We start from the raw sequence: 18923 nt of genomic DNA, 5'->3' as shown, positions 1-18923 counted from the left end.
TACGTTATAGCTTAGGGGGAAAACAATGCGTTCGAAACAGGTTCGCAGTTGGATGATGTATGATTGGGCGAATTCCGCTTTTGCGACAACAATGTTGGCGGCAGTTCTCCCTATCTTTTATCAGTCTGTGGCTGCTTCAGGACTTCCGAATCATGAGGCGACGAGCTATTGGGCTTTTACACAGACAATCGGCATGATCCTTGTCGCACTGCTGTCTCCGATATTGGGAGCAATGGCTGATCTATCACGCCGCAAGATGGCATTTTTGCGCGTCTTTGCGATTTGCGGCTCGGTGGCTTGTATGCTTCTGTTCTTCGCGGGAAATGGGGATTGGCTGTATGTGTCAGTACTGTTTATTTTGGCGACGATAGGCTTTTCTGGAGGCAATACGTTTTATGACTCTCTTCTGCCCGAGATTGCAGCACCAGATGAGCGGGACGAAATATCTGCCAAAGGGTACATGTACGGATACATCGGTGGCGGTGTGCTGCTGGCGGTCAACATTGTCATGCTTGAGAAATGGGAGATGCTAGGGTTTCCGAATAAGCTCGTTGCCACGCAGACCGTATTTTTGTCCGTAGGAATATGGTGGCTGCTCTTCTCATTGCCAATATTCCGCCACTTGCAGGATCCTGCCCGTACAGATCGGCAATCAGTGTCTTATTACACGAAGCAAGGCTTCGGCCGGCTAGCTCAAACGATTAAGCGGGTGAAGCATTACCCTGAGCTATTGAAGTATATGGTGTCCTTCTGGTTTTTCAATGACGGCATCTCCACGATTATCGGAATGGCGGCGATATATGGTGCTGGGATGGGCATTCAGACGAGCCATCTCATTATTGCGCTGCTTATTACCCAATTCGTCGGAATCCCGTTCACCTACTTGTTTGCGAAGTTCGCCCGCAGGTTAGGTTCTAAGCGTTCCTTGTACGTATCACTCAGTACGTATATCGTCATCGTGTTCTTTGGTTATTTTATGACAACAGCGATTCATTTCTACATCCTGGCCTTCCTTGTTGGCATGGTGCAAGGGGGAAGTCAGGCAGTAGCGCGTTCTGTCTACAGTCAGATGGTGCCGATTAGCCGCGCATCTGAATTTTTCGGGTTCCTCAGTTTATCGAGCAAAGTGTCTGCTTCCATCGGTCCGGCCGTCTTTGGCATGGTGGGCTTAATGACCGGTTCTACACGCCTGGCAATCTTGTCTATCCTGGGCTTCTTCATTATCGGTATTATTTTGCTTGCATTCGTAGATATTGAGAAAGGGCGCAAGGAAGCGGCGATGGAGGAGGACACTTGGAATACAGATGCTTCTGGGGGTAAGGAGATACCTGTACATTAATAGAAAGACCCTAATCCGTATGTTCGTACTGCTTTACGCAGAGGGGAATCACGGATAGGGTCTTCTCTTTTCGTTATCTCGGTGTTAGAGACTACGTATTCATCGGATAAAGGATTACCCGTTCAATTGAAGGGGTCGTGCTTACGTTGTCATAATCATCCACCATTGCTTGTCATACGCTTCCAACTCAGCCTCTTTCAGTCCCAAGTTCGACTCACACCATTACTCGATCGAAATGCATACTCGTTCGATAAAAAAGGAGAGCGCCCGACATAAGCTCGTGGGATGCTCTCCAATACAAATAGCCCTTTTTTCTAGAATTGTGACGTTGCGGCTACTTCATTCATTGCCTGCTCGTCTGTTGAATGTGTTCGCGGCTGAAAGGGAAGGGTGGCCGGGCTCATTGATTTCTCAGCTCGATCCCCAGCTCGCTTCAGCAGTTGTTCCTGCGCGTGCATTTTCTGCATGCCTTTGGCGGCTTTCTTGCGGTACGTGCCGTCAGGCTGCAGGAATCGACTTTTCGCTTGATCTGCCAAATAGCAATGAAGGATTTGAATAATCTGCTGCTTCAGCTCCGAATGCTCAATTGGGAACATGGCCTCGACACGGCGATCGAGGTTGCGCGGCATCCAGTCCGCACTGCTCAGCAGTACCTTGTTCTTGCCGCCATGCTCGAAGTAGAAGATGCGGGTATGCTCCAGAAATCGCCCAACTATGCTTCGTACCGTTATATTCTCACTCATATTCGGCACACCTGGGCGGAGGCAGCATACGCCTCGTACGATGAGCTCAATGCGTACGCTGGCTTTCGAAGCCTTATACAGCAGTGAAATGAGCTTTTCATCCACCAGCGCATTCATTTTGAGAATGATGTGCGCTTTTCGGCCTTTCCGCGCAGCCTCAATCTCATATTCGATATATTGCTCCAGCTTATGGCGCAAAAACAAAGGAGCAACGCATAATTGATTTAAGCTGGATGGCACGGTGAAGCCAGAGAGCATATTGAACAGCACTGAGGCGTCGCTGCCAATCTGGGGATTGACGGTCAGCAGCCCCATATCCGTGTACAGCTTGGCTGTCACATCATTATAATTGCCTGTGCCCAGATGAACGTATCTGCGGATACCGTCCTCTTCGCGTCGAACGATGAGCAGTGTTTTCAAGTGGGTCTTCAATCCTATCAATCCATAGATAACATGGCAGCCGGCTTGCTCCAGCCGCTTCGCCCAGTGAATATTGTTCTCCTCATCGAAGCGGGCCTTCAGCTCCACGAGTACCGTAACCTGTTTTTTATTCTCTGCAGCTGCGATTAAAGCTTCAATGATCGGGGAATTGCCAGATACCCGATACAGCGTTTGCTTAATGGCCAATACGTCTTGATCCTGTGCGGCTGCTCTTACAAGCTGAACGACAGTATCGAAGCTGTCGAAGGGATGATGCAGCAGACGATCTTGATGGCGAATCCAGGTGAATACATCCTCCCCGTCCTGAAGGGGCTGATGCGGCTGATGGCTTGGATAGAGAAGCCCTGGCTTCTGAACGAGCTGGATCAGCTTGAACAGGAATGTATAGTCGATAGGGCCGGCGATTTCGTATACGCCGCCGAGCGGCTCGTCTTCTCCATCCTGTGTGATCATTTGAAGGAGTTCATGACTAATGCCTTCCTCCGCCTCAATCCGAACCACATTCCCCCATTTCCGCATTTTGAGCGATTCCTCAATCTCCTTGAGCAGATCCTCTGCGCCTTCCTCATCTATGTCCAGATCCGCATTGCGCGTTATGCGGTAAGCCTTCATATCGACAATGTCATAGCCATGGAACAAGATGTCCATATGCAGCTTGATGACGTCTTCGAGCAGGATGAACTCCTGCTTGTCCGTGCCTGTCGGTAGCCGTACGAGTCTAGGCAATACTTCAGGCACTGCTACTGTCGCGAACACATCTTCCTCCTCGTCCGTATTGCGGACGATCAATCCAATATTCAAGCTCTTGTTCTGGATGAGCGGGAACGGCCGGCTTTGATCCACGACCATCGGAGTGAGCACAGGGAATAACTGCTCCATAAAGTAGCTGCGAAGATAGTGCTTCTCATTCATCGACAATCGATGCGGCCGCTTGATTATAATGTTGTGCTGGCGCAGCTTCCTTCGAAGCTGACCGTATATGTAGGCTTGCTTCTCGACCATTGCGGCAGCGCCAGACTTGATGCCTTCGAGCGTATCATGCGGTGTGCAGCCTGATCGGTCGCGCTTGTCGTAACCTGCGATCATTTGGTCAATGACGGACGCAGCACGCACCATGAACAATTCGTCCATATTGGAGCTGCTTATGGCTAGAAACTTCAGTCTTTCTAACAACGGGTTCGTTTTGTCATACGCTTCTTCAAGAACTCTTCGATGAAAAGCCAATAGGCTCCATTCGCGGTTAATAAATGTTCGAGCCATCACGAAACCTCTCCTTTTCTACACAATGAACGATTGCAGCTCAGCATGATATGGTCATTGGGGGAGATGAGAGGGATGCTATCCTTTTAGTAGGATAGGATACCCGCTCACTTGCTCGAAGAATGAGCTTTCATGTTGGAAGGCCCACCGTTCCAGCTCCAAGCTGCCCTCATAGGTAGGAATCATCGTAATGTAAGTGCCTTTTTTTATATGGATGGTGAAATCTTTAACTTTCTGCTGGTGGGCAATATCGAGCGCATCGGCTAGCTTGAGGATAGAGGTGAGCTTGGATAGTACCAACTGCTCCTGTTCACTCATATCCGGTCTCAGGGGCACTTGAGCACTGCGCGGATGGTATAGTGCCATACTTGCGACAAGCTCCTTGTCCTTCTCAGACAGACCCAGCCAGTCCATCGCTTTAATCATATGGTAGGAATTGGCGGCATGGCCCTCCTGGGATATGGTCTTGCCGATATCATGCAAGATAGCGGCCAGCTCCAAGCATAGTTTGCGAGACGGATCCATGCGAAATAAGCTGTTCAAGCGATCAAAGAGCTTGCTAGCGAGTCTTCGAACCTGTCTGGAGTGCTCCATATCAAGCTGAACGCGTTCGGCAGCATGGAAGGCGGACGCCGTCATATCTTCGATATACAACGCTTGCAGCGAAGCAGACTTATCATGTGCTGAGAGTAACATCTCATGAAGGACGCCGTGCCGTAAGGAAACATCCGGCAGAAGCAATCGCTCTGCTGCCGTTGCTTTGAGCAGCTCTGACATAATAATAGCTGTTGGGATGAGCTGAGAGGCGCGTTCTTCATCAATATGGAATTTGTGCGATAGCTCTGCAGTGCCTGCTTGCATCCATTCGAACAAATGGCGCTGGAGTGTTGTTCTTGCGATGGATCGCAGTGGTAAGCTGCCGACTGAGCTTGTCCCTCGCTCTCCATATTTGTTCGCCAAGGTGGAGGCTTCTCCGCCGAGGACAATTAGATGATTGATGGTATAGGAAGACATACGGCGACGCAGCATGTCCAGTTGACTTTCAATATATTGCTGAAGAACGTTGGAATAATGCAGCGACTCGCCCCGCAAGGACTCAAGCACTTCCTTCAGCTTCAAAATACCGATGCGAACATATTCGGAAAATTGCAATCTTCCAGATGCATATACACTTAGCTGGACACCGGCGCTGCCAATTTCGACGACCAGCAGTCCTTCCTCACGCAGCTGCGGCATTTGTTCAACGCCGATATTCAGTCCGACATAGGTCAAATATCGTTCGACAGAGCTATCAACCAGCTCGATGTCCATGTCCGTGTAACGGCGAAGGTTATCTAGAAAGTACCCGCGATTGCTTGCCTCTCTAACCCCGCTCGTCGCACAGGCGCGATACGTTTTCACTTTGTAATCTTTCATGAGCTGCGACATTTGCTTCATCGCGCGGCATACTTCGAACGTGGCTTTAGAATGGATCTGACCATGGGTGAAGGTGTCGTCGCCGATCGGGGATGTAAGCTTAACATCCTCAAGAATGCGAAGCTGCCCTGGTCCGGCAAGCTCGGCAATAAGCATTTTAATTGCATTCGAACCAATGTCGATGCCTGCGGCAATAAGCGGTTTGTCCATAATATCCCCTGTCTTTCGTTACAAGTGAATGAAATAGACGGCATGTATGCCTTCACACCTATATCGCTCGCGATTTACGGGCAGGAATGAACACAGCTTATGGTGTGAATACTGCTTCCAATAGACTGGGCATTGCTGTCTACTGCTAGAGTAATGGATTTGACAGGTACAGGTCATAGATTTACAAAAGATTAACATTATGTTACGCGCTTTCGGATGGAGTTTTCATACAGGGCATGGCAAAATGAAAAGATATTGCAAGCATTTCAAGAGATGTCACTCTTTTTTTTGAAATGTAAGCAATGATAAGCTCAGCAGGCCGTTCTTCGTGGACGTAGGTGGATGATGGATGCTGTGCACACAACGTATTGCGATGAGTAAGGAAGGAGAGTATGCCATATGATGCGACCTAAGAAGCCGCTAGAAACCAAGGTTCCGACTCAGAATCGCCATCAGGGCATTGTAGATATCGGTTCCAATTCGGTACGTCTTATGATTGCGGAAATTCGCGAGGATCTGACATTTCAAATTGTAGATCAATGGAAGGAAGTCGTTCGTCTTGGTGATGAGTACGATGAAGATGGAGCGATTCCGGAATATAAAATTGATAAATTAATTTCAACGCTCTTATTATTTAAGCAGTTGTGCAGCCGTTATGAGTCATGTGAGATCATCGCGGTTGCCACGGCTGCACTGCGCAAAGCGACGAACCGGGCATTAATCCTAAGCCGCATTCTAGGTGCAACACAATTGTCTGTGCGAGTAATTAGCGGAGAGTCGGAGGCTTATTTGGACTATCTGGCAGTCGTATCGACCATGAATGTCAAGGATGCGCTGCTGGTCGACATCGGAGGCGGCTCCTTGGAGATGGTGCTCATTCAGGATCGGACCTTGAAGGAGAGCATCAGCATTCCGATTGGAGCGCTAACGCTGGCAGGCCAATATCATGTCAGAGAGGCGCTTGAAGTAGAGGAGGGGCAGCGGCTTGCTGCCGATATGGGGAAGCTTCTGGGGCAGATTGAGTGGCTGCAGCAAGCAGAGGGATATCCGCTTATTGGTGTGGGCGGAACGATACGGACAATTGCGAAGATGGATAAGGCTCAGGCCAAGGTTCCACTTGCTTCGCTCCATCATTACGTGCTGAGCCGGGAACATGTCGAACAGTGGCATGAGAAGCTGAGACCGTTGTCGCTGGAGGAAAGAGAGAAGATTCAAGGGTTATCCAAGGAGCGGGCGGACATCTTTATGGGAGCCTTTACGTTCATTACGTATGTGATGGAACGCTTGGATATGCCTATATTGACGGTAAGCGCCAAGGGTGTTCGGGAAGGTGTTCTATTCGATTTGCTTCAGGGGGAAGGGCTGATGATCGATGATCCTCTGTCTTTGTCCATCTCGAATATGATGCGGCGGTTTCGGTTGCAGCGAGATCATGCCAAGCGAGTCCATGTCCTATTCAATCGACTGGTGGAAGATATGGGAGCCCTAATGGATCTGGGAGGGGACTGGTCGCAGATCATGCATACGAGCGCGATGCTGCATGATTGTGGAGTCGTCATCTCTCCGCTTGAACGAGAGCGGCATGCGCTATATATGCTGCTCCATTCAGACTTGTACGGTCTGACTCCTCGCGAGCTCGTGCTAAGTGCGTTCATCGCCTCAGCTGATCAGAAGCTGAAGGCAGGCGAAGCATGGAGTGAATATGAGGCGCTATTCCTTCCCGGAGACAAAGAAGGTGTGCGTACACTTAGCCTATTGCTGCGGCTTGCGATAAGCTTCAATCGCGGAGCAGCCTCAGATGTAGAATTGGTGGCCTGTGATATTGAAGAGCAGGAGGTCGTATTTCACGTGCGTGCCTCGACACCACCGCTGCTTGAAGTATCGGAAGCCTATGCGGTTCGCACGGCATTTCGCAAGCGTTTCAAGCGGGATCTTGTCATTGTCGCGAATGTTACGCAATCCCGATAACGAATGGAAAAGGCTCTCTGAGGCAGAGGACATCGCTGTTCTGCTTCAGAGAGCCTTGTTATTTACGTATCCCAAATTGGGTCTTCGATGATGATAGGTCGATCCTGCTCCAGAGGAAGGCCCGTCTCATAAGAACGGTTGCCAATTGCTGCCCGAAGAGTCTCGTACGCGTTAGCAACTGAACGCGGATCTTGATTCGCTTCCTCCTTGATGTTCCAGTAGGCGGCGGCAGCCGATACAGCACGCGCCGCATCTTCACGGGCTTCTTCCCACATATCCCATATACTCGTGGATCGAATTTCTCCTGTGCCCGTCGGATCTGGCCATGGTCTTCGTGCTTCATTCAACACATCATAGGCTGGTGGTGTCTGCTTGTAAACAAACGGTTCGATTTGTTTGAATGTCAGAAGCTGTTTCATCCCAGACGGGTCATGGAATAGCTTCTGTGCGCGCACCATAGCTCGATTGGCGTCGTTCCAATAGCGTGTATCCACTCGCTTGGACAGCTCAGGGTAGTATCGGCCCGTTAAGGCATGCAGTGCACTGACCATTGCTTTCGGGAACTGTCCGCCCGTATGGATTTCTTTCCATACCGGTGTATTCCATGTCGCGATATTGCGCTTGGCGCGCAGCACATGGGTATCCATCAACACCTCGAACCGCTGATGATCCCATTTGCGGAATCCTGAACGCACAAATACATAAGGATGCATGTTCCGATCAAGGATATGATGCAGTAGAAATCCGAGAGCGTATACGCGAGATAGCATATCTCCCTTGGGCGCGGAATCGATCAAGTCGAGCAGGAATGGACCACATTGCTTATTGTGCATGGCGCTTCCAAGCTCGTTCATTACTTTATTGCGCTGCCATGGCAGAAATTGATGATAGAATAGAAAATCCGGCCCTTGGCACCCCATATTGAACATGCGTTTCTGGGAGTCGGGCGATATCCAATGGGCGATGCCAGCGTCGTCAAGCGCCTCTTGGCCGAATAGTAAATGCGTCCATACGTTGGGCATTGTTCCCCTCCTCGTTACGGAGCATCTCTTATGCAGCTGCATGGGAAGCTGCCGCAATTGAGATGCCTATCTACCAGTTCACCTGAAATAAAGAGGAATGTCAATCCTTTATGAGTATGAAATGGGAGCTCATTTGCTATCTTGATGTGGAACATTTTTGTGCAACATGATAAAGTTTCTCGATCTGTCTAGCAAGATGAAGCGTTTGCATGTACACTGTAAGGAGCCACGGGGGACAAGCCCACAACGGGCCTGCCGAAGTGTGACAAGAGAGATAATTACATCATGTGGAGAACAGGTGGAGGATAATAACATGGAACAATTTCGTTTGCCTAAAATCGATGTACCTGCATTTGACTTGCCAAAAGCAGTCGTCCGCGTTATGGAAGAAGCGGAACAGAAGCTGGCGCATCGTCCTAAGTTGTTGAAGCTGTTCAAGAACTGCTTCCCGAACACGTTGGAAACAACGACTAAACTGCTGGATGACGGGACAACATTCGTCTTGACCGGAGATATTCCCGCAATGTGGCTGCGCGACTCGGTGGAACAGGTGATTCATTACGTTCCTTTCGCGAAGAATGACAAGGACTTGCAGCGCATTATCGGTGGTTTGATCAAGCGTCACATGTTCTATATTAATATTGACCCATATGCAAACGCGTTCAACGAGACTGCGAATGACTGGCACTGGGATGCGAATGACCAGACTGAGATGTCCCCATGGGTATGGGAACGCAAGTATGAGCTGGATTCGATGTGCTTCTCGATTCGCCTCGCATATATGTATTGGAAAGAGACAGGACGTACCGATATTTTCGATACGAACTTCAAGTCCGCAATGCGCAAAATTGTGGATGTGTGGAAGACAGAACAGCATCACTTCGAACAATCGCAATACCGCTTCACACGTGTGAACTGTCCAGCGATTGATACAATCCGCAACGAGGGCAAGGGAATGCCTGTAAATTACACAGGAATGACTTGGTCCGGATTCCGTCCAAGTGATGATGCATGCGACTTCCACTACAGCATTCCTTCTAATATGTTCGCGGTTGTCAGCTTGCGTCAAATGCAGGAAATTGCAAAGTACGGCTTCCGTGACGAAGAGTTCGTTAGCGAAATGGCGAAGCTGGAAGAGGAAATCAATCACGGCATCCAGTTGTACGGGGTTCACAACCATCCGACATACGGCAAGATTTATGTGTATGAAACAGATGGCTTCGGCAACTACTGTCTCTTGGATGATGCAGGAACGCCAAGCTTGCTGTCCATCCCTTATATTGGATATGCGGACGCAAGTGATCCGATTTATGAAAATACGCGTAAATTTATTTTGAGCAAAGAAAATCCGTACTACTTCGAAGGCAAGGTTGCAAAAGGAATCGGCAGCCCACATACACCAGACGGCTATGTATGGCACATGGCGTTGTCCATGCAAGGATTAACGGCAGCAAGCGATGAAGAAATGCTCGCAATGATTGATATGCTGGAAGCTACAGATGCGGATACAGGCTTCATGCATGAGGGCTTCCTCGCGGATGATCCGAATGTATTTACACGTCCATGGTTCGCTTGGTCGAACAGTCTGTTCTCGCAGCTTGTGTGGAAGGCCATGCATCGCGGGCTGTTGGATAAATAAAGGTAGATCCATTACGAAGAGCGATGATGAGAAGCAGCCGTCCATCTCCCTAGGGGAGTGGACGGCTTTGTTGTTGAGTTTGGGAAGCTTGCTTGTCGTAGATTTACAGCAGATTGGAAGAAGTGCCCCATGTATTGTCATAGACGAGCTGGCTTAATACTTTCCGCTTCTCCCAGTTGTAGGCTTCGAGCAGCGGTCGCTCCGGATAATCCTCTGTATAACCGATAGAGATGAGGGCTGTTGGATCAATATGAAGCGGGATGTTCAGAATCCGCCGGATATCCGGCTTCTTATAGAAGCTAACCCAGCCCATTGCCAAGCCCTCAGCGTAAGCGGCGAGCCACATATTTTGAATTGCGCAGCTGACAGACATAATATCGGTCTCGGGAATGGAGTTGCGACCGAGAACATGGTCGCCGCCACGCGAAGGATCGCATGTAATGCAAATCGTAACAGGGGCCTCCAGAATGCCTTGAATTTTAATCTCCATAAACTTGGTGTCGCGATCTGTGCCTTCATAGTGAATCGCCAGCGCACGACGCTCGCGATCTACCACTTCTGCCAACTTCGCCTTGGTCTCCGCGTCTTTGATGACGATAAAGTTCCACGGCTGCATAAAGCCCACCGATGGCCCGTGATGGGCAGCCTCCAGCAGTTTGACCAGCAGCTCATCAGACACGGGCTGTTGAAGGAATGTACGAATATCGCGGCGATTGTATATCGCCTTGTAAACGCCTTCTTTTTCTTGTTCGGTTAGTTTATTCATTGTCATGAGTTACACTCCTTTTTCTTGTATTTCAAAGGCATGTCATACTATTGACTGTTTCCCTCATATGTTTATTATAACGTACAAGTTATTCATGCTGCGAATCGGGGTAAGGTATGAAGGGATCTCTTGTTGGGAAAGAAAAAGGGCCTGCCCTACATACATGTGGCAAGACCCTGCAGCAATCGTAATAGGTAATATTACAGATGATAGTAAATAATTGGCTTAAGTATTAGATAAAACAATTAGAACAATTTTTATATAGGATCAAGCATGTTTTTCGTTATGAATGTTTTGTTGCGGGTGTTTTCCCACTAGGTGGTGGTGTCACAGACTCCTTGCCAGAACTGTGTTCTGATCCTTGTTGACGAGCAGGCGGCTCTTTTTTTAGAGACTGAACAGCATCGGCCAATAGGGCGGCATATGCTTTGGCACCTTTAGGTACGAGATGAGTGCCATCCGGCTCGAAATAATCGTCATGGTCTTCAGTGGCGTTGTACCAATCGACCAATGTAATGTTGGAATGGGCAGCAGCCGTTTTCGCTAACAACGCATTGACCTTGCCTTCCCATTTCTCTGGCATGCGCGTATTGACGAAAATAATATGCTCAACATCAGAAAGGGATTCGATCAGTTTGTTTAACTGCTTTTCACCAAATATGCCGTTTGTTCCAAGTGCGATGATGACATATCTGCCGAGCTTGCCGTTCTGCTTCAACCCCTGAATAATATCGCTGGCTGCGGACATCTGCCTTCCAATCTTCGCATCGACAACAGTACCAGGGAGCTGCTTGCTCAGATAGGGAGCAACATCGAGCATGACTGAATCACCAATTGCAGAAATAGACCAGTTCTGCTTCTTGTCGGATGCGGGGTCTGTGTGAGACGGCTGATTCGGCTGTTGTGTCTGCTTGCCTTTAGGCTGCCCGCCTCCCTTGGCAGTTGAGCTAGATTCTAACGGGTTATCGGCACCTGAACTGCCGGGCTTCTTGATGGGATCAGAAGCAGCATCAGAGCGCTTCGGCTTCTTAGGTGTCGTATCCTTGACTGTATGTGATCCGGTATGTTCCGTTTGGTGAGCCTTAGATGCAGCTCCCAGATTGTCATGCGTAATGACTATCCGCTTGTTATCTGCAGATTCCTCGGATTGAGCTTGGGCGGCATCCACTAATGAACGACCGCTCATGCCAGCGTAGAACAGAGTAAGCAGCAGGACACAGCAGGCAGAAATGGACCAGTACTTCCATGACAGCCGATGCCAAGAATAGGGATCACGTAGCTTGAGCCAAAGATAAGAAAGACAGCCGCGCTGGATGGGCTGTTCGATATATCGCCACGACAAGGCGGCGAGCAGCACGCTCGCGGTGACCTGCAGCATGGCGCGCGTCCCATCGAATCCACTTGTATTGACTTCAGGATTAGTGAGAATTATGACCGGATAATGCCACAAATAAATGCCATATGATCGCTTGCCGATCCATACGAGCGGCCCCCAGCTGAGCAGCTTACTCAAGCGGCTTGCTGGATGTGCAAGCGCCGCAATCGTAAGTGCGCTCACAATAGAGAGCAGCACGAATCCCCCTTGATATAGAAAATCATCGTATTCACTTACTTCTACAATCATATAGAGCATAGCGCCTAATCCAAGAGCCCCTATTAGATCAAGGCTTAAGCCTGCCTTATGATCTGTGTTTGAGACAAGACGTCTGCTGGGCCATACGACTGCAAGTGCAGCTCCAATGAGAAGAGCGAATACCCGCGTGTCTGTGCCGTAATATACACGGCTTGGATCAGTGCCTGGCTCATACAGCCATGCCATTGCCAATGCAGAAGCAGCAGCTGCCGCTGCAATTCCGAGCAGAAGCTGACCTCGCCTTGGTGCAAGCTTTAATCCAATCATGAGTAGTACAGGCCACACCAGATAAAATTGCCCTTCAACGGCAAGAGACCATAAATGAAGGTAGGGTGAGGGCGAACCAAAGCTGTCAAAGTAAGAAACATTGTGAAAAATGAGATACCAGTTGTTCCCGTACACGAAGGTTGACCATATATCCCCTCGTAGTTTGGTCAAGCGCGCAGGATCGAAAATGGTTAGCCAAGCAACGCTGAACAGCAGCATAACGAGAATGGCGGGAACTAGCCTGCGCACCCTGTGTACCCAGAACGTATACAGATCAATTGCACCTCGCTGCTGCCTTGTGGCAAGCAGTAAATCCGTTACAAGGTAACCGGACAAGACGAAGAAAATGCCGACACCTAAAAATCCTCCTTGAGCCCAGCCAAGATTCAGGTGATAGGCGATGACGGCCAGAACAGCAATTGCTCTCAGGCCATCCAGGGCGGGCATGTAGCGTCTATTGTTGCGTCGAAGCTCATGCATATTGGACGCCCCCTATATGTGGTGTGACCACGACGAATAACCGTACTACTGAATCGTTATTCGGATGAAGTCTCATGCATAACCATTTCATTGTAGTCTTGATGTCCTTTCTTGAGATGTAGGGGAACATGATTGATTTGGATAATAAACTGGTAAAGGTTTCAGGTGAGTCCTGCTTGCGTTGAACCGTGTTCGTAGCGAAGAGGATGAAGGGGTGTGAGTGTCAGATATTCTCTTACTCGTTCCTTGTGCCTATATCTCCTAACCGTGTATACAAATATCAAAGTTCGAATAACCTCTCTTACTATATCGAAAAAGCACATATGTACTCGTTACAGATCTATTACATATTTTATTCAATTTTGTAATTTTTCGGATTCATGGTAAGGTTACAGCAATCTGTCCCAACACTTGTTACGCAAGCTAGTGACTAGAGTTGTTGCAAGCGACAGTGGAAATGTTTTCAATGTCTGTTCCGGTCAATGATCCGGTATGCATTTACGTTCATTTGTCGATAATTCAAGTTTCAGGGGCCTTACATGTACTCGATCACATCACAGAAGCTTTTATGGATAAAATTATGTCTTTGACACACGAGAGAGGATCCGATGTAATCATCGAATTTTTGGCGAATGTGAATTTGGAGACTGATCTAGAAATAATCGCACCTTATGGCCGCATCGTCGTAGTTGGTAACCGGGGCAGTTTGGAAAGATCATATTATCCATTGATTAAGGATCAAATAATCCGAAGAAAAGGCAGACTACCTACTAATAGAAAAGAGCTGTTTCCTGCAGCAGGCAATGCAAAGAAGAAAAAAAGGAGAAAAATGTCGAATTAAACCCAAAGAAGTAGTTCTTTATACTCAAAAACTTAATTTGGATATGTTTTTCTTGTGAAAATGATAAATCATATAGTGCTTGGCTGAACCGTTTTCAGTATAATAGGCATAGAAAAGTGGAAGTATAGGACGTTCGGAATATGTCGAATATACTCCATTAATGTCGGAAAGGGGAAAAGATAGCTGAGATGAGAGCCGAATGGATTCAACCTTTTTTGCAATCGGCAAGCACAGTTATTGAACAAATTGTGCAAGTCCGTCCCAGTCGGGGAGAGCTTCAAATGTTAAGTTGGAGCGGTACGCATGATTTTCGCATCCAGGTCGGTCTGACGGGGCAGTTGTCCGGACAGGTGGCATTTGGCTTGAACGAAGACGTGGCGTTGAAAATGGCATCGGCTATGATGGGGGGATCTCCTCTTGCATCCCTTGATGCTATCGGTGAGAGCGCCATTTCAGAGCTAGGCAACATGATTAGTGGCAACGCAACGTCACTGATGTACAATCAGGGAATCAGCGTTGATATAACACCTCCCCAGCTGCTCATATCGGCTGATCATCCTGGTCCTATTCAAGAGGTCTTGGCTGTACCGTTATTATTGGATGGAATCGGTCGATTTGATGTACTTATGCATATCGGCTAAAGTGATAGAGTCGACGTTGTATCCTAATGCGGCGACGCAGTTCTGACCAACTGCACCTGCTTTGTACATAAGTTAGACATGGTGCGGATTGGAGGGTAAAGGAGTAAATCAATGGAACTGAAGGGCAAGATTGTGCTTATCACTGGAGCCTCGAGCGGAATTGGGGCTTGGACAGCTCAAGCAGCTGCTGCGAAGGGAGCCGTTCCGATCTTAACGGCGCGCTCCATAGAGAAGTTGGAAGTCGCGGCTGTCTCAATGACGCCTTCACCTGCCGTCTATACGATGGATGTAACGAAGGATGAGGATGTGACGCGCGGAATTTCCACTGTGATGGAGAAGTATGGGCGTATCGATATCTTGGTGAATAATGCAGGTTTCGGCTTGTTTGAACGGACTGTAGATATGCCATCCTCGCAGTTCGCCGCGATGATGGATGTGAATTACATGGGAACGGTGCGCTGCACGAAGGCGGTTCTGCCTCATATGCTGGCCCGGGGAGAAGGGCATATCATCAATGTAGCTTCTATGGCAGGCAAGGTTGGGTCTCCTAAGTCTGCTGGCTATACGGCAACGAAGCACGCGGTGCTGGGCTTTACGAATGCACTGCGCATGGAGCTGGCAGGGACAGGTGTTGCTGTATCTGCAGTGAATCCAGGACCTGTGAATACACCATTCTTCGATCAGGCGGATCCAAGCGGACAATATGTAAATAATATTCGTTGGTTCATGATGGAGCCAGAGAAGGTCGCGCGGCATATTGTTCGGGTGATGGAGACCCGCAAGCAGGAAGTGGATCTGCCGTGGATTGGTGCGCTCGGAGGGCGGCTGTATGGGTTGTTTCCGAGAATATCGAACCGAATTGCAGCTAAAATGTTGAATAAGAAATAAACATGTGGATGTTGTTAGGATAGGCAACCATTGGCGATTCCGATGGTTGGCATGGCGAAGTCCGCCCACTCCTGTTCGATTGGGATCAGGAGAAGGCGGACTTTTTGTGTGCTGAGCACGATTGGCATGCTTCAAATACTACTCGTCTTACTGCTCGTCGCCTTCATTGGCACGGTGAGCCTCATTCATTTGCTTAATTTCCTCGAACAGTGCACGAACGGCTGCCTTGCTCTCTGGATTGGCATTATTCCAATGACGGGTTAAGTTGGGCATTGTTTTGTGCATATGATTATAGAGCGCCCACATTTTCACTTTTTCTACCGTTGCAGCATCAGTGTGTCCGGTAAGCAGATCGGCATATTTCTCCAGAAGCGCATCGAATGAAGCGGATAGGTTGTCGGTCATTTGCAGATACCTCCTTACTTTTTTGGATGTGCATGTTTAGGCTATCATAACGAGCAATCATTTGGAAAGTTGGAGTGAAGACTTCTTTTCGATATAATGGGTACAGCGAACAATGGGAAGGTATGTTCATTTATCATGAATCAGCGCCTTCCATAGAGAGGAACGATACAAGTTGAGTACAACATTTGACACATTTGCAATACGAGAAGAGCTGAAGCTTCGGCTGGAGGCCAGACATATTACGGAGCCATCACCCGTGCAGGCTGCGGCAATTCCTGCTGCATTGGAAGGACGCGACGTCCTTGCACAATCACAGACGGGTACGGGCAAGACGATTGCGTATTTGCTTCCTGTCCTAACCCGGATTCAGCAAGATGCACGATCAACACAGGCCGTGATTATAGCGCCTACCCAAGAACTTGCGATGCAAATTGTTCGGGAAGCGGAATATTACAGTGAGGGCAGCAGTATTCAAATTGCGTCGCTGATAGGCGGTGCGGCATTGAAGCGCCAGGTAGAGAAGCTGAAGCTTCACCCGCAGCTTGTCATTGGTACTCCGGGCCGGATTCATGAATTGATTGAGATGCGCAAGCTGAAGATGCACGAGGTGCGCACCATCGTCGTGGACGAGGTCGATCATGTACTGCAGAAGGGCGGTGCGAGCGATACTGATTCGATTATGCGCAGCGCGCTGCGTGATCGTCAGCTCCTATTCTTCTCCGCTACCCTGCCTGCTGAGGTGAAGGCTCTTGCAGAACGATGGATGCAAGATCCAGTTAACATTGGCATTGAACCTGAGAAGCGGATAGCGGATACGATTGAGCATCTTGTATTTGTATGCGAGGAGCGCGATAAGATTGATATGCTGCGCCGTCTCGTTCGTCATTGGAATCCGAAGCAGGCAATCGTATTCATCAATGACTCATCTGAGATTGCTGAATGGGAGCAGAAGCTGGGCTATGCGAACTTGTCAGTTGCTTCGTTATATGGAGATGCGCCGAAGCAGGAGCGGGTGAATGTCCTTCGACGCTTCCGTGAGGGACAGTTCCAATTGCTGTTAGCTACTGATGTAGCTGCACGTGGATTAGATATACCGGATCTGCCGTATATCTTCAGTGCTCAGCCTGCATTGAATGCGGAACATTATGTTCATCGTGCAGGGCGAACAGGTCGCATGGGACGTCAAGGTGTGTCCGTCAACCTGATCTCTCATCGTGAGCAGTTCATTATGCGTAAATTCGAACGTGAGCTCGGAATCGTTATCCATGAGCGCGAATTCTACAATGGTCGCATCTTCGAGCCGAATGATGCATCACGTCGTCCGAAGACGAAGCCAGCTGCCAATCATCAGCCGAGCAAGCCGTCGGCTGGGTATCGCCCGCCGTCAAAGGACAAGCGTTCTGGCAAGGACAAGGATAAAGGCGCACCTAAATGGCTGAAAGAGAAGAAGCGCCAGTAATAATAGCAATGGTATGAACTCGAACGAGGAACCGCCGCAGATAATGGATCTGCGGCTGTTTTTTTTGCGTAATCACTATCTAATTTTTACAATTATTTTGCCTTTGGCTCTTCCTGATTCTGAATATTCCATTGCTTTTTGCGCATCTTCAAAAGGAAAAACGCTATCAATAATTGGCTTGATTTTTCCAGATTCAATTAAGTTTGCAATAATACGCAATTGATCTCCACTTGGCTTCATAAACAAAAAGCTATATTCTACATGATGCTTTTTCTCAAGTGCAGTCAGTTTTTTGCTTGCAGCTGAAAACAACAAGGTTCTCCAAAATCCTGAACCGTATTCTTTAGCAAAACGAGCATTTGGCATTCCTGATACCGAAACAATTTTACCCCCGCTTTTTAAGATGCCGAATGATTTCTCAAGTGTTTTGCCCCCAAGTGTATCCAATACGGCATCAACATCTTTCAATACATCTTCAAAGTTTTCTGTCTTGTAATTAATCATTTCATCTGCACCAAGCGATTTTACTAAGTTCGCACCTTTTTCACTGGCAGTCGTTGCAACAGTGGCGCCCATTGCTTTTGCCAATTGAATCGCAAAAGTTCCGACACCTCCAGCACCAGCTTGAATCAATATCTTTTGCCCTTTTTGTAATTGCATGATGTCATGTAAGGCTTGGTATGAAGTTAACCCTACTAGTGGGATCGAAGCTGCTTCCTCAAAGCTCAAATTTTTAGGTTTTAAGGCAATGTCGTCCTCATGAACGGAAATATATTCTGCAAAAGTACCAATATTATTTTTCCGTGGACGGGCATATATTTCATCGCTAACGTTAAAACGGGTTACTTTTGCTCCAACCTTTACTACGACACCAGAAAAATCATTACCTAGGATGAGGGGCATTTTATAGGTGAGCAGCAGCTTCACTTTTCCATCGCGTATTTTAAAATCAATTGGATTAATGCTAGCTGCATGAATTTCTGCGAGTACCTCATATTCATTTATTTCGGGCATGGGCACTTCTGCCATTCGCATAGGGGTTTTTCCATATTTATCGATAACCATTGCTCTCATATCCTAATTCCTCCATATAACTCTATATTTATACTTATTCCATAGTTTCAATAAAAGTCATGCATTAGCTCTTCAATATCCAGCACAAGCGTTTTTAATAAACCTATCTTTGTACGTAAATTAATATAATAAAAGTTTTTTGTAGCTTCTTTGCGCATTTCAATAATACCGGCATCCCGCAAAATTTTAAGATGATGGGATACCGCAGGTCGAGAAAGATGCGTTTGTTCCGTGATTTCCCCTACACGCAATCCAGTTTGACAATCTGTCTCCATGAGAACTAGCAAGATAGCTTGACGTGTTTCATCGCCAATTGCGACTAATACTTTTTGACAATTTATGAAATCTTCTTTGATAAGATTTACTTGCTCCTGCTTACTCATTTCAGTGAAATATCTCCAATCATTCGTTTAATGGTTTAAGTAAATGAA

At 48.0% G+C, this 18923-nt stretch carries 15 protein-coding genes; 7 read left to right on the top strand and 8 right to left on the bottom strand.

Going from position 1 to position 18923, the window contains the following annotated elements:
* Positions 1-25: 25 nt before the first annotated feature.
* The gene (locus BLS15_RS20555) at positions 26-1339 is read left to right on the top strand and encodes an MFS transporter (RefSeq protein WP_021252673.1); all 1314 of its coding nucleotides are present in this window, start codon (positions 26-28) and stop codon (positions 1337-1339) included.
* Positions 1340-1653: 314 nt separating this feature from the next.
* Here the strand turns inward: BLS15_RS20555 and BLS15_RS20550 are convergent, their stop codons facing one another.
* Both BLS15_RS20550 and BLS15_RS20545 read right to left on the bottom strand, forming a co-directional pair.
* Positions 1654-3783 (bottom strand): RNA degradosome polyphosphate kinase, encoded by a 2130-nt coding sequence (locus tag BLS15_RS20550; RefSeq protein WP_081819991.1) that lies wholly within the window; start codon positions 3781-3783, stop codon positions 1654-1656.
* A 78-nt stretch (positions 3784-3861) separates the two neighbouring features.
* On the bottom strand, positions 3862-5409 hold the full coding sequence (locus BLS15_RS20545) for a Ppx/GppA phosphatase family protein (protein ID WP_028533750.1): 1548 nt from the start codon (positions 5407-5409) through the stop codon (positions 3862-3864).
* A gap of 399 nt (positions 5410-5808) precedes the next feature.
* Between BLS15_RS20545 and BLS15_RS20540 the strand changes: the two genes are divergently transcribed.
* A complete protein-coding gene (locus BLS15_RS20540) occupies positions 5809-7377 on the top strand; it encodes a Ppx/GppA phosphatase family protein (RefSeq protein ID WP_028533751.1) in 1569 nt (522 codons plus the stop codon).
* Between the two features lie 62 nt (positions 7378-7439).
* Here BLS15_RS20540 and BLS15_RS20535 read toward each other — a convergent pair whose 3' ends face one another.
* Positions 7440-8399: a zinc dependent phospholipase C family protein gene (locus tag BLS15_RS20535; RefSeq protein WP_028533752.1), complete on the bottom strand. Its 960-nt coding sequence runs from the start codon at positions 8397-8399 to the stop codon at positions 7440-7442.
* 313 nt (positions 8400-8712) lie between these two features.
* Here BLS15_RS20535 and BLS15_RS20530 point away from each other — a divergent pair, with 313 nt between their 5' ends.
* Complete coding sequence (locus tag BLS15_RS20530; RefSeq protein WP_021252678.1) at positions 8713-10038, top strand: glycoside hydrolase family 125 protein; 1326 nt, start codon at positions 8713-8715, stop codon at positions 10036-10038.
* A 103-nt stretch (positions 10039-10141) separates the two neighbouring features.
* Here the strand turns inward: BLS15_RS20530 and bluB are convergent, their stop codons facing one another.
* Positions 10142-10804, bottom strand: a complete 663-nt coding sequence (gene bluB, locus BLS15_RS20525; protein WP_028533753.1) for a 5,6-dimethylbenzimidazole synthase — start codon at positions 10802-10804, stop codon at positions 10142-10144.
* A gap of 283 nt (positions 10805-11087) precedes the next feature.
* The gene (locus BLS15_RS20520; protein ID WP_021252680.1) at positions 11088-13184 is read right to left on the bottom strand and encodes an acyltransferase family protein; all 2097 of its coding nucleotides are present in this window, start codon (positions 13182-13184) and stop codon (positions 11088-11090) included.
* A 466-nt stretch (positions 13185-13650) separates the two neighbouring features.
* Here BLS15_RS20520 and BLS15_RS20515 point away from each other — a divergent pair, with 466 nt between their 5' ends.
* The 3 genes from BLS15_RS20515 (at position 13651) to BLS15_RS20505 (ending at position 15554) form a co-directional block, all read left to right on the top strand.
* Positions 13651-14025 carry a zinc-binding dehydrogenase gene (locus BLS15_RS20515; protein ID WP_021252681.1) on the top strand — a complete coding sequence of 125 codons (375 nt, stop codon included), beginning with the start codon at positions 13651-13653 and terminating at the stop codon, positions 14023-14025.
* Between the two features lie 188 nt (positions 14026-14213).
* Positions 14214-14666: a chemotaxis protein CheX gene (locus tag BLS15_RS20510; protein WP_021252682.1), complete on the top strand. Its 453-nt coding sequence runs from the start codon at positions 14214-14216 to the stop codon at positions 14664-14666.
* Positions 14667-14777: 111 nt separating this feature from the next.
* The gene (locus BLS15_RS20505; RefSeq protein WP_028533754.1) at positions 14778-15554 is read left to right on the top strand and encodes an SDR family NAD(P)-dependent oxidoreductase; all 777 of its coding nucleotides are present in this window, start codon (positions 14778-14780) and stop codon (positions 15552-15554) included.
* A 147-nt stretch (positions 15555-15701) separates the two neighbouring features.
* Here the strand turns inward: BLS15_RS20505 and BLS15_RS20500 are convergent, their stop codons facing one another.
* Positions 15702-15959, bottom strand: a complete 258-nt coding sequence (locus BLS15_RS20500; RefSeq protein ID WP_021252684.1) for a DUF2573 family protein — start codon at positions 15957-15959, stop codon at positions 15702-15704.
* A 172-nt stretch (positions 15960-16131) separates the two neighbouring features.
* Here BLS15_RS20500 and BLS15_RS20495 point away from each other — a divergent pair, with 172 nt between their 5' ends.
* On the top strand, positions 16132-17418 hold the full coding sequence (locus tag BLS15_RS20495; RefSeq protein WP_021252685.1) for a DEAD/DEAH box helicase: 1287 nt from the start codon (positions 16132-16134) through the stop codon (positions 17416-17418).
* A 75-nt stretch (positions 17419-17493) separates the two neighbouring features.
* Here BLS15_RS20495 and BLS15_RS20490 read toward each other — a convergent pair whose 3' ends face one another.
* Both BLS15_RS20490 and BLS15_RS20485 read right to left on the bottom strand, forming a co-directional pair.
* Positions 17494-18492, bottom strand: a complete 999-nt coding sequence (locus tag BLS15_RS20490) for an NADP-dependent oxidoreductase (protein WP_090513594.1) — start codon at positions 18490-18492, stop codon at positions 17494-17496.
* 47 nt (positions 18493-18539) lie between these two features.
* Positions 18540-18875, bottom strand: a complete 336-nt coding sequence (locus BLS15_RS20485) for an ArsR/SmtB family transcription factor (protein WP_021252687.1) — start codon at positions 18873-18875, stop codon at positions 18540-18542.
* Between the last annotated feature and the right edge of the window lie 48 nt (positions 18876-18923).

The sequence above is a fragment of the Paenibacillus sp. cl6col genome (assembly GCF_900102125.1).
GTDB lineage: Bacteria > Bacillota > Bacilli > Paenibacillales > Paenibacillaceae > Paenibacillus_B > Paenibacillus_B suaedae.
Note: the sequence above shows the minus strand (reverse complement) of the source record. Positions and strands in the feature narration are given on the sequence as shown.

Excerpts from the sequence above, each read along its gene's own strand:
- BLS15_RS20555 (WP_021252673.1), top strand. The coding sequence starts at position 26 with ATGCGTTCGAAACAGGTTCGCAGTTGGATGATGTATGATTGGGCGAAT.
- BLS15_RS20550 (WP_081819991.1), bottom strand. The coding sequence starts at position 3,783 with ATGGCTCGAACATTTATTAACCGCGAATGGAGCCTATTGGCTTTTCAT.
- BLS15_RS20500 (WP_021252684.1), bottom strand. The coding sequence starts at position 15,959 with ATGACCGACAACCTATCCGCTTCATTCGATGCGCTTCTGGAGAAATAT.
- bluB (WP_028533753.1), bottom strand. The coding sequence starts at position 10,804 with ATGAATAAACTAACCGAACAAGAAAAAGAAGGCGTTTACAAGGCGATA.
- BLS15_RS20535 (WP_028533752.1), bottom strand. The coding sequence starts at position 8,399 with ATGCCCAACGTATGGACGCATTTACTATTCGGCCAAGAGGCGCTTGAC.
- BLS15_RS20510 (WP_021252682.1), top strand. The coding sequence starts at position 14,214 with ATGAGAGCCGAATGGATTCAACCTTTTTTGCAATCGGCAAGCACAGTT.
- BLS15_RS20485 (WP_021252687.1), bottom strand. The coding sequence starts at position 18,875 with ATGAGTAAGCAGGAGCAAGTAAATCTTATCAAAGAAGATTTCATAAAT.
- BLS15_RS20530 (WP_021252678.1), top strand. The coding sequence starts at position 8,713 with ATGGAACAATTTCGTTTGCCTAAAATCGATGTACCTGCATTTGACTTG.
- BLS15_RS20520 (WP_021252680.1), bottom strand. The coding sequence starts at position 13,184 with ATGCATGAGCTTCGACGCAACAATAGACGCTACATGCCCGCCCTGGAT.
- BLS15_RS20545 (WP_028533750.1), bottom strand. The coding sequence starts at position 5,409 with ATGGACAAACCGCTTATTGCCGCAGGCATCGACATTGGTTCGAATGCA.
- BLS15_RS20515 (WP_021252681.1), top strand. The coding sequence starts at position 13,651 with ATGTCTGTTCCGGTCAATGATCCGGTATGCATTTACGTTCATTTGTCG.
- BLS15_RS20540 (WP_028533751.1), top strand. The coding sequence starts at position 5,809 with ATGATGCGACCTAAGAAGCCGCTAGAAACCAAGGTTCCGACTCAGAAT.
- BLS15_RS20505 (WP_028533754.1), top strand. The coding sequence starts at position 14,778 with ATGGAACTGAAGGGCAAGATTGTGCTTATCACTGGAGCCTCGAGCGGA.
- BLS15_RS20490 (WP_090513594.1), bottom strand. The coding sequence starts at position 18,492 with ATGAGAGCAATGGTTATCGATAAATATGGAAAAACCCCTATGCGAATG.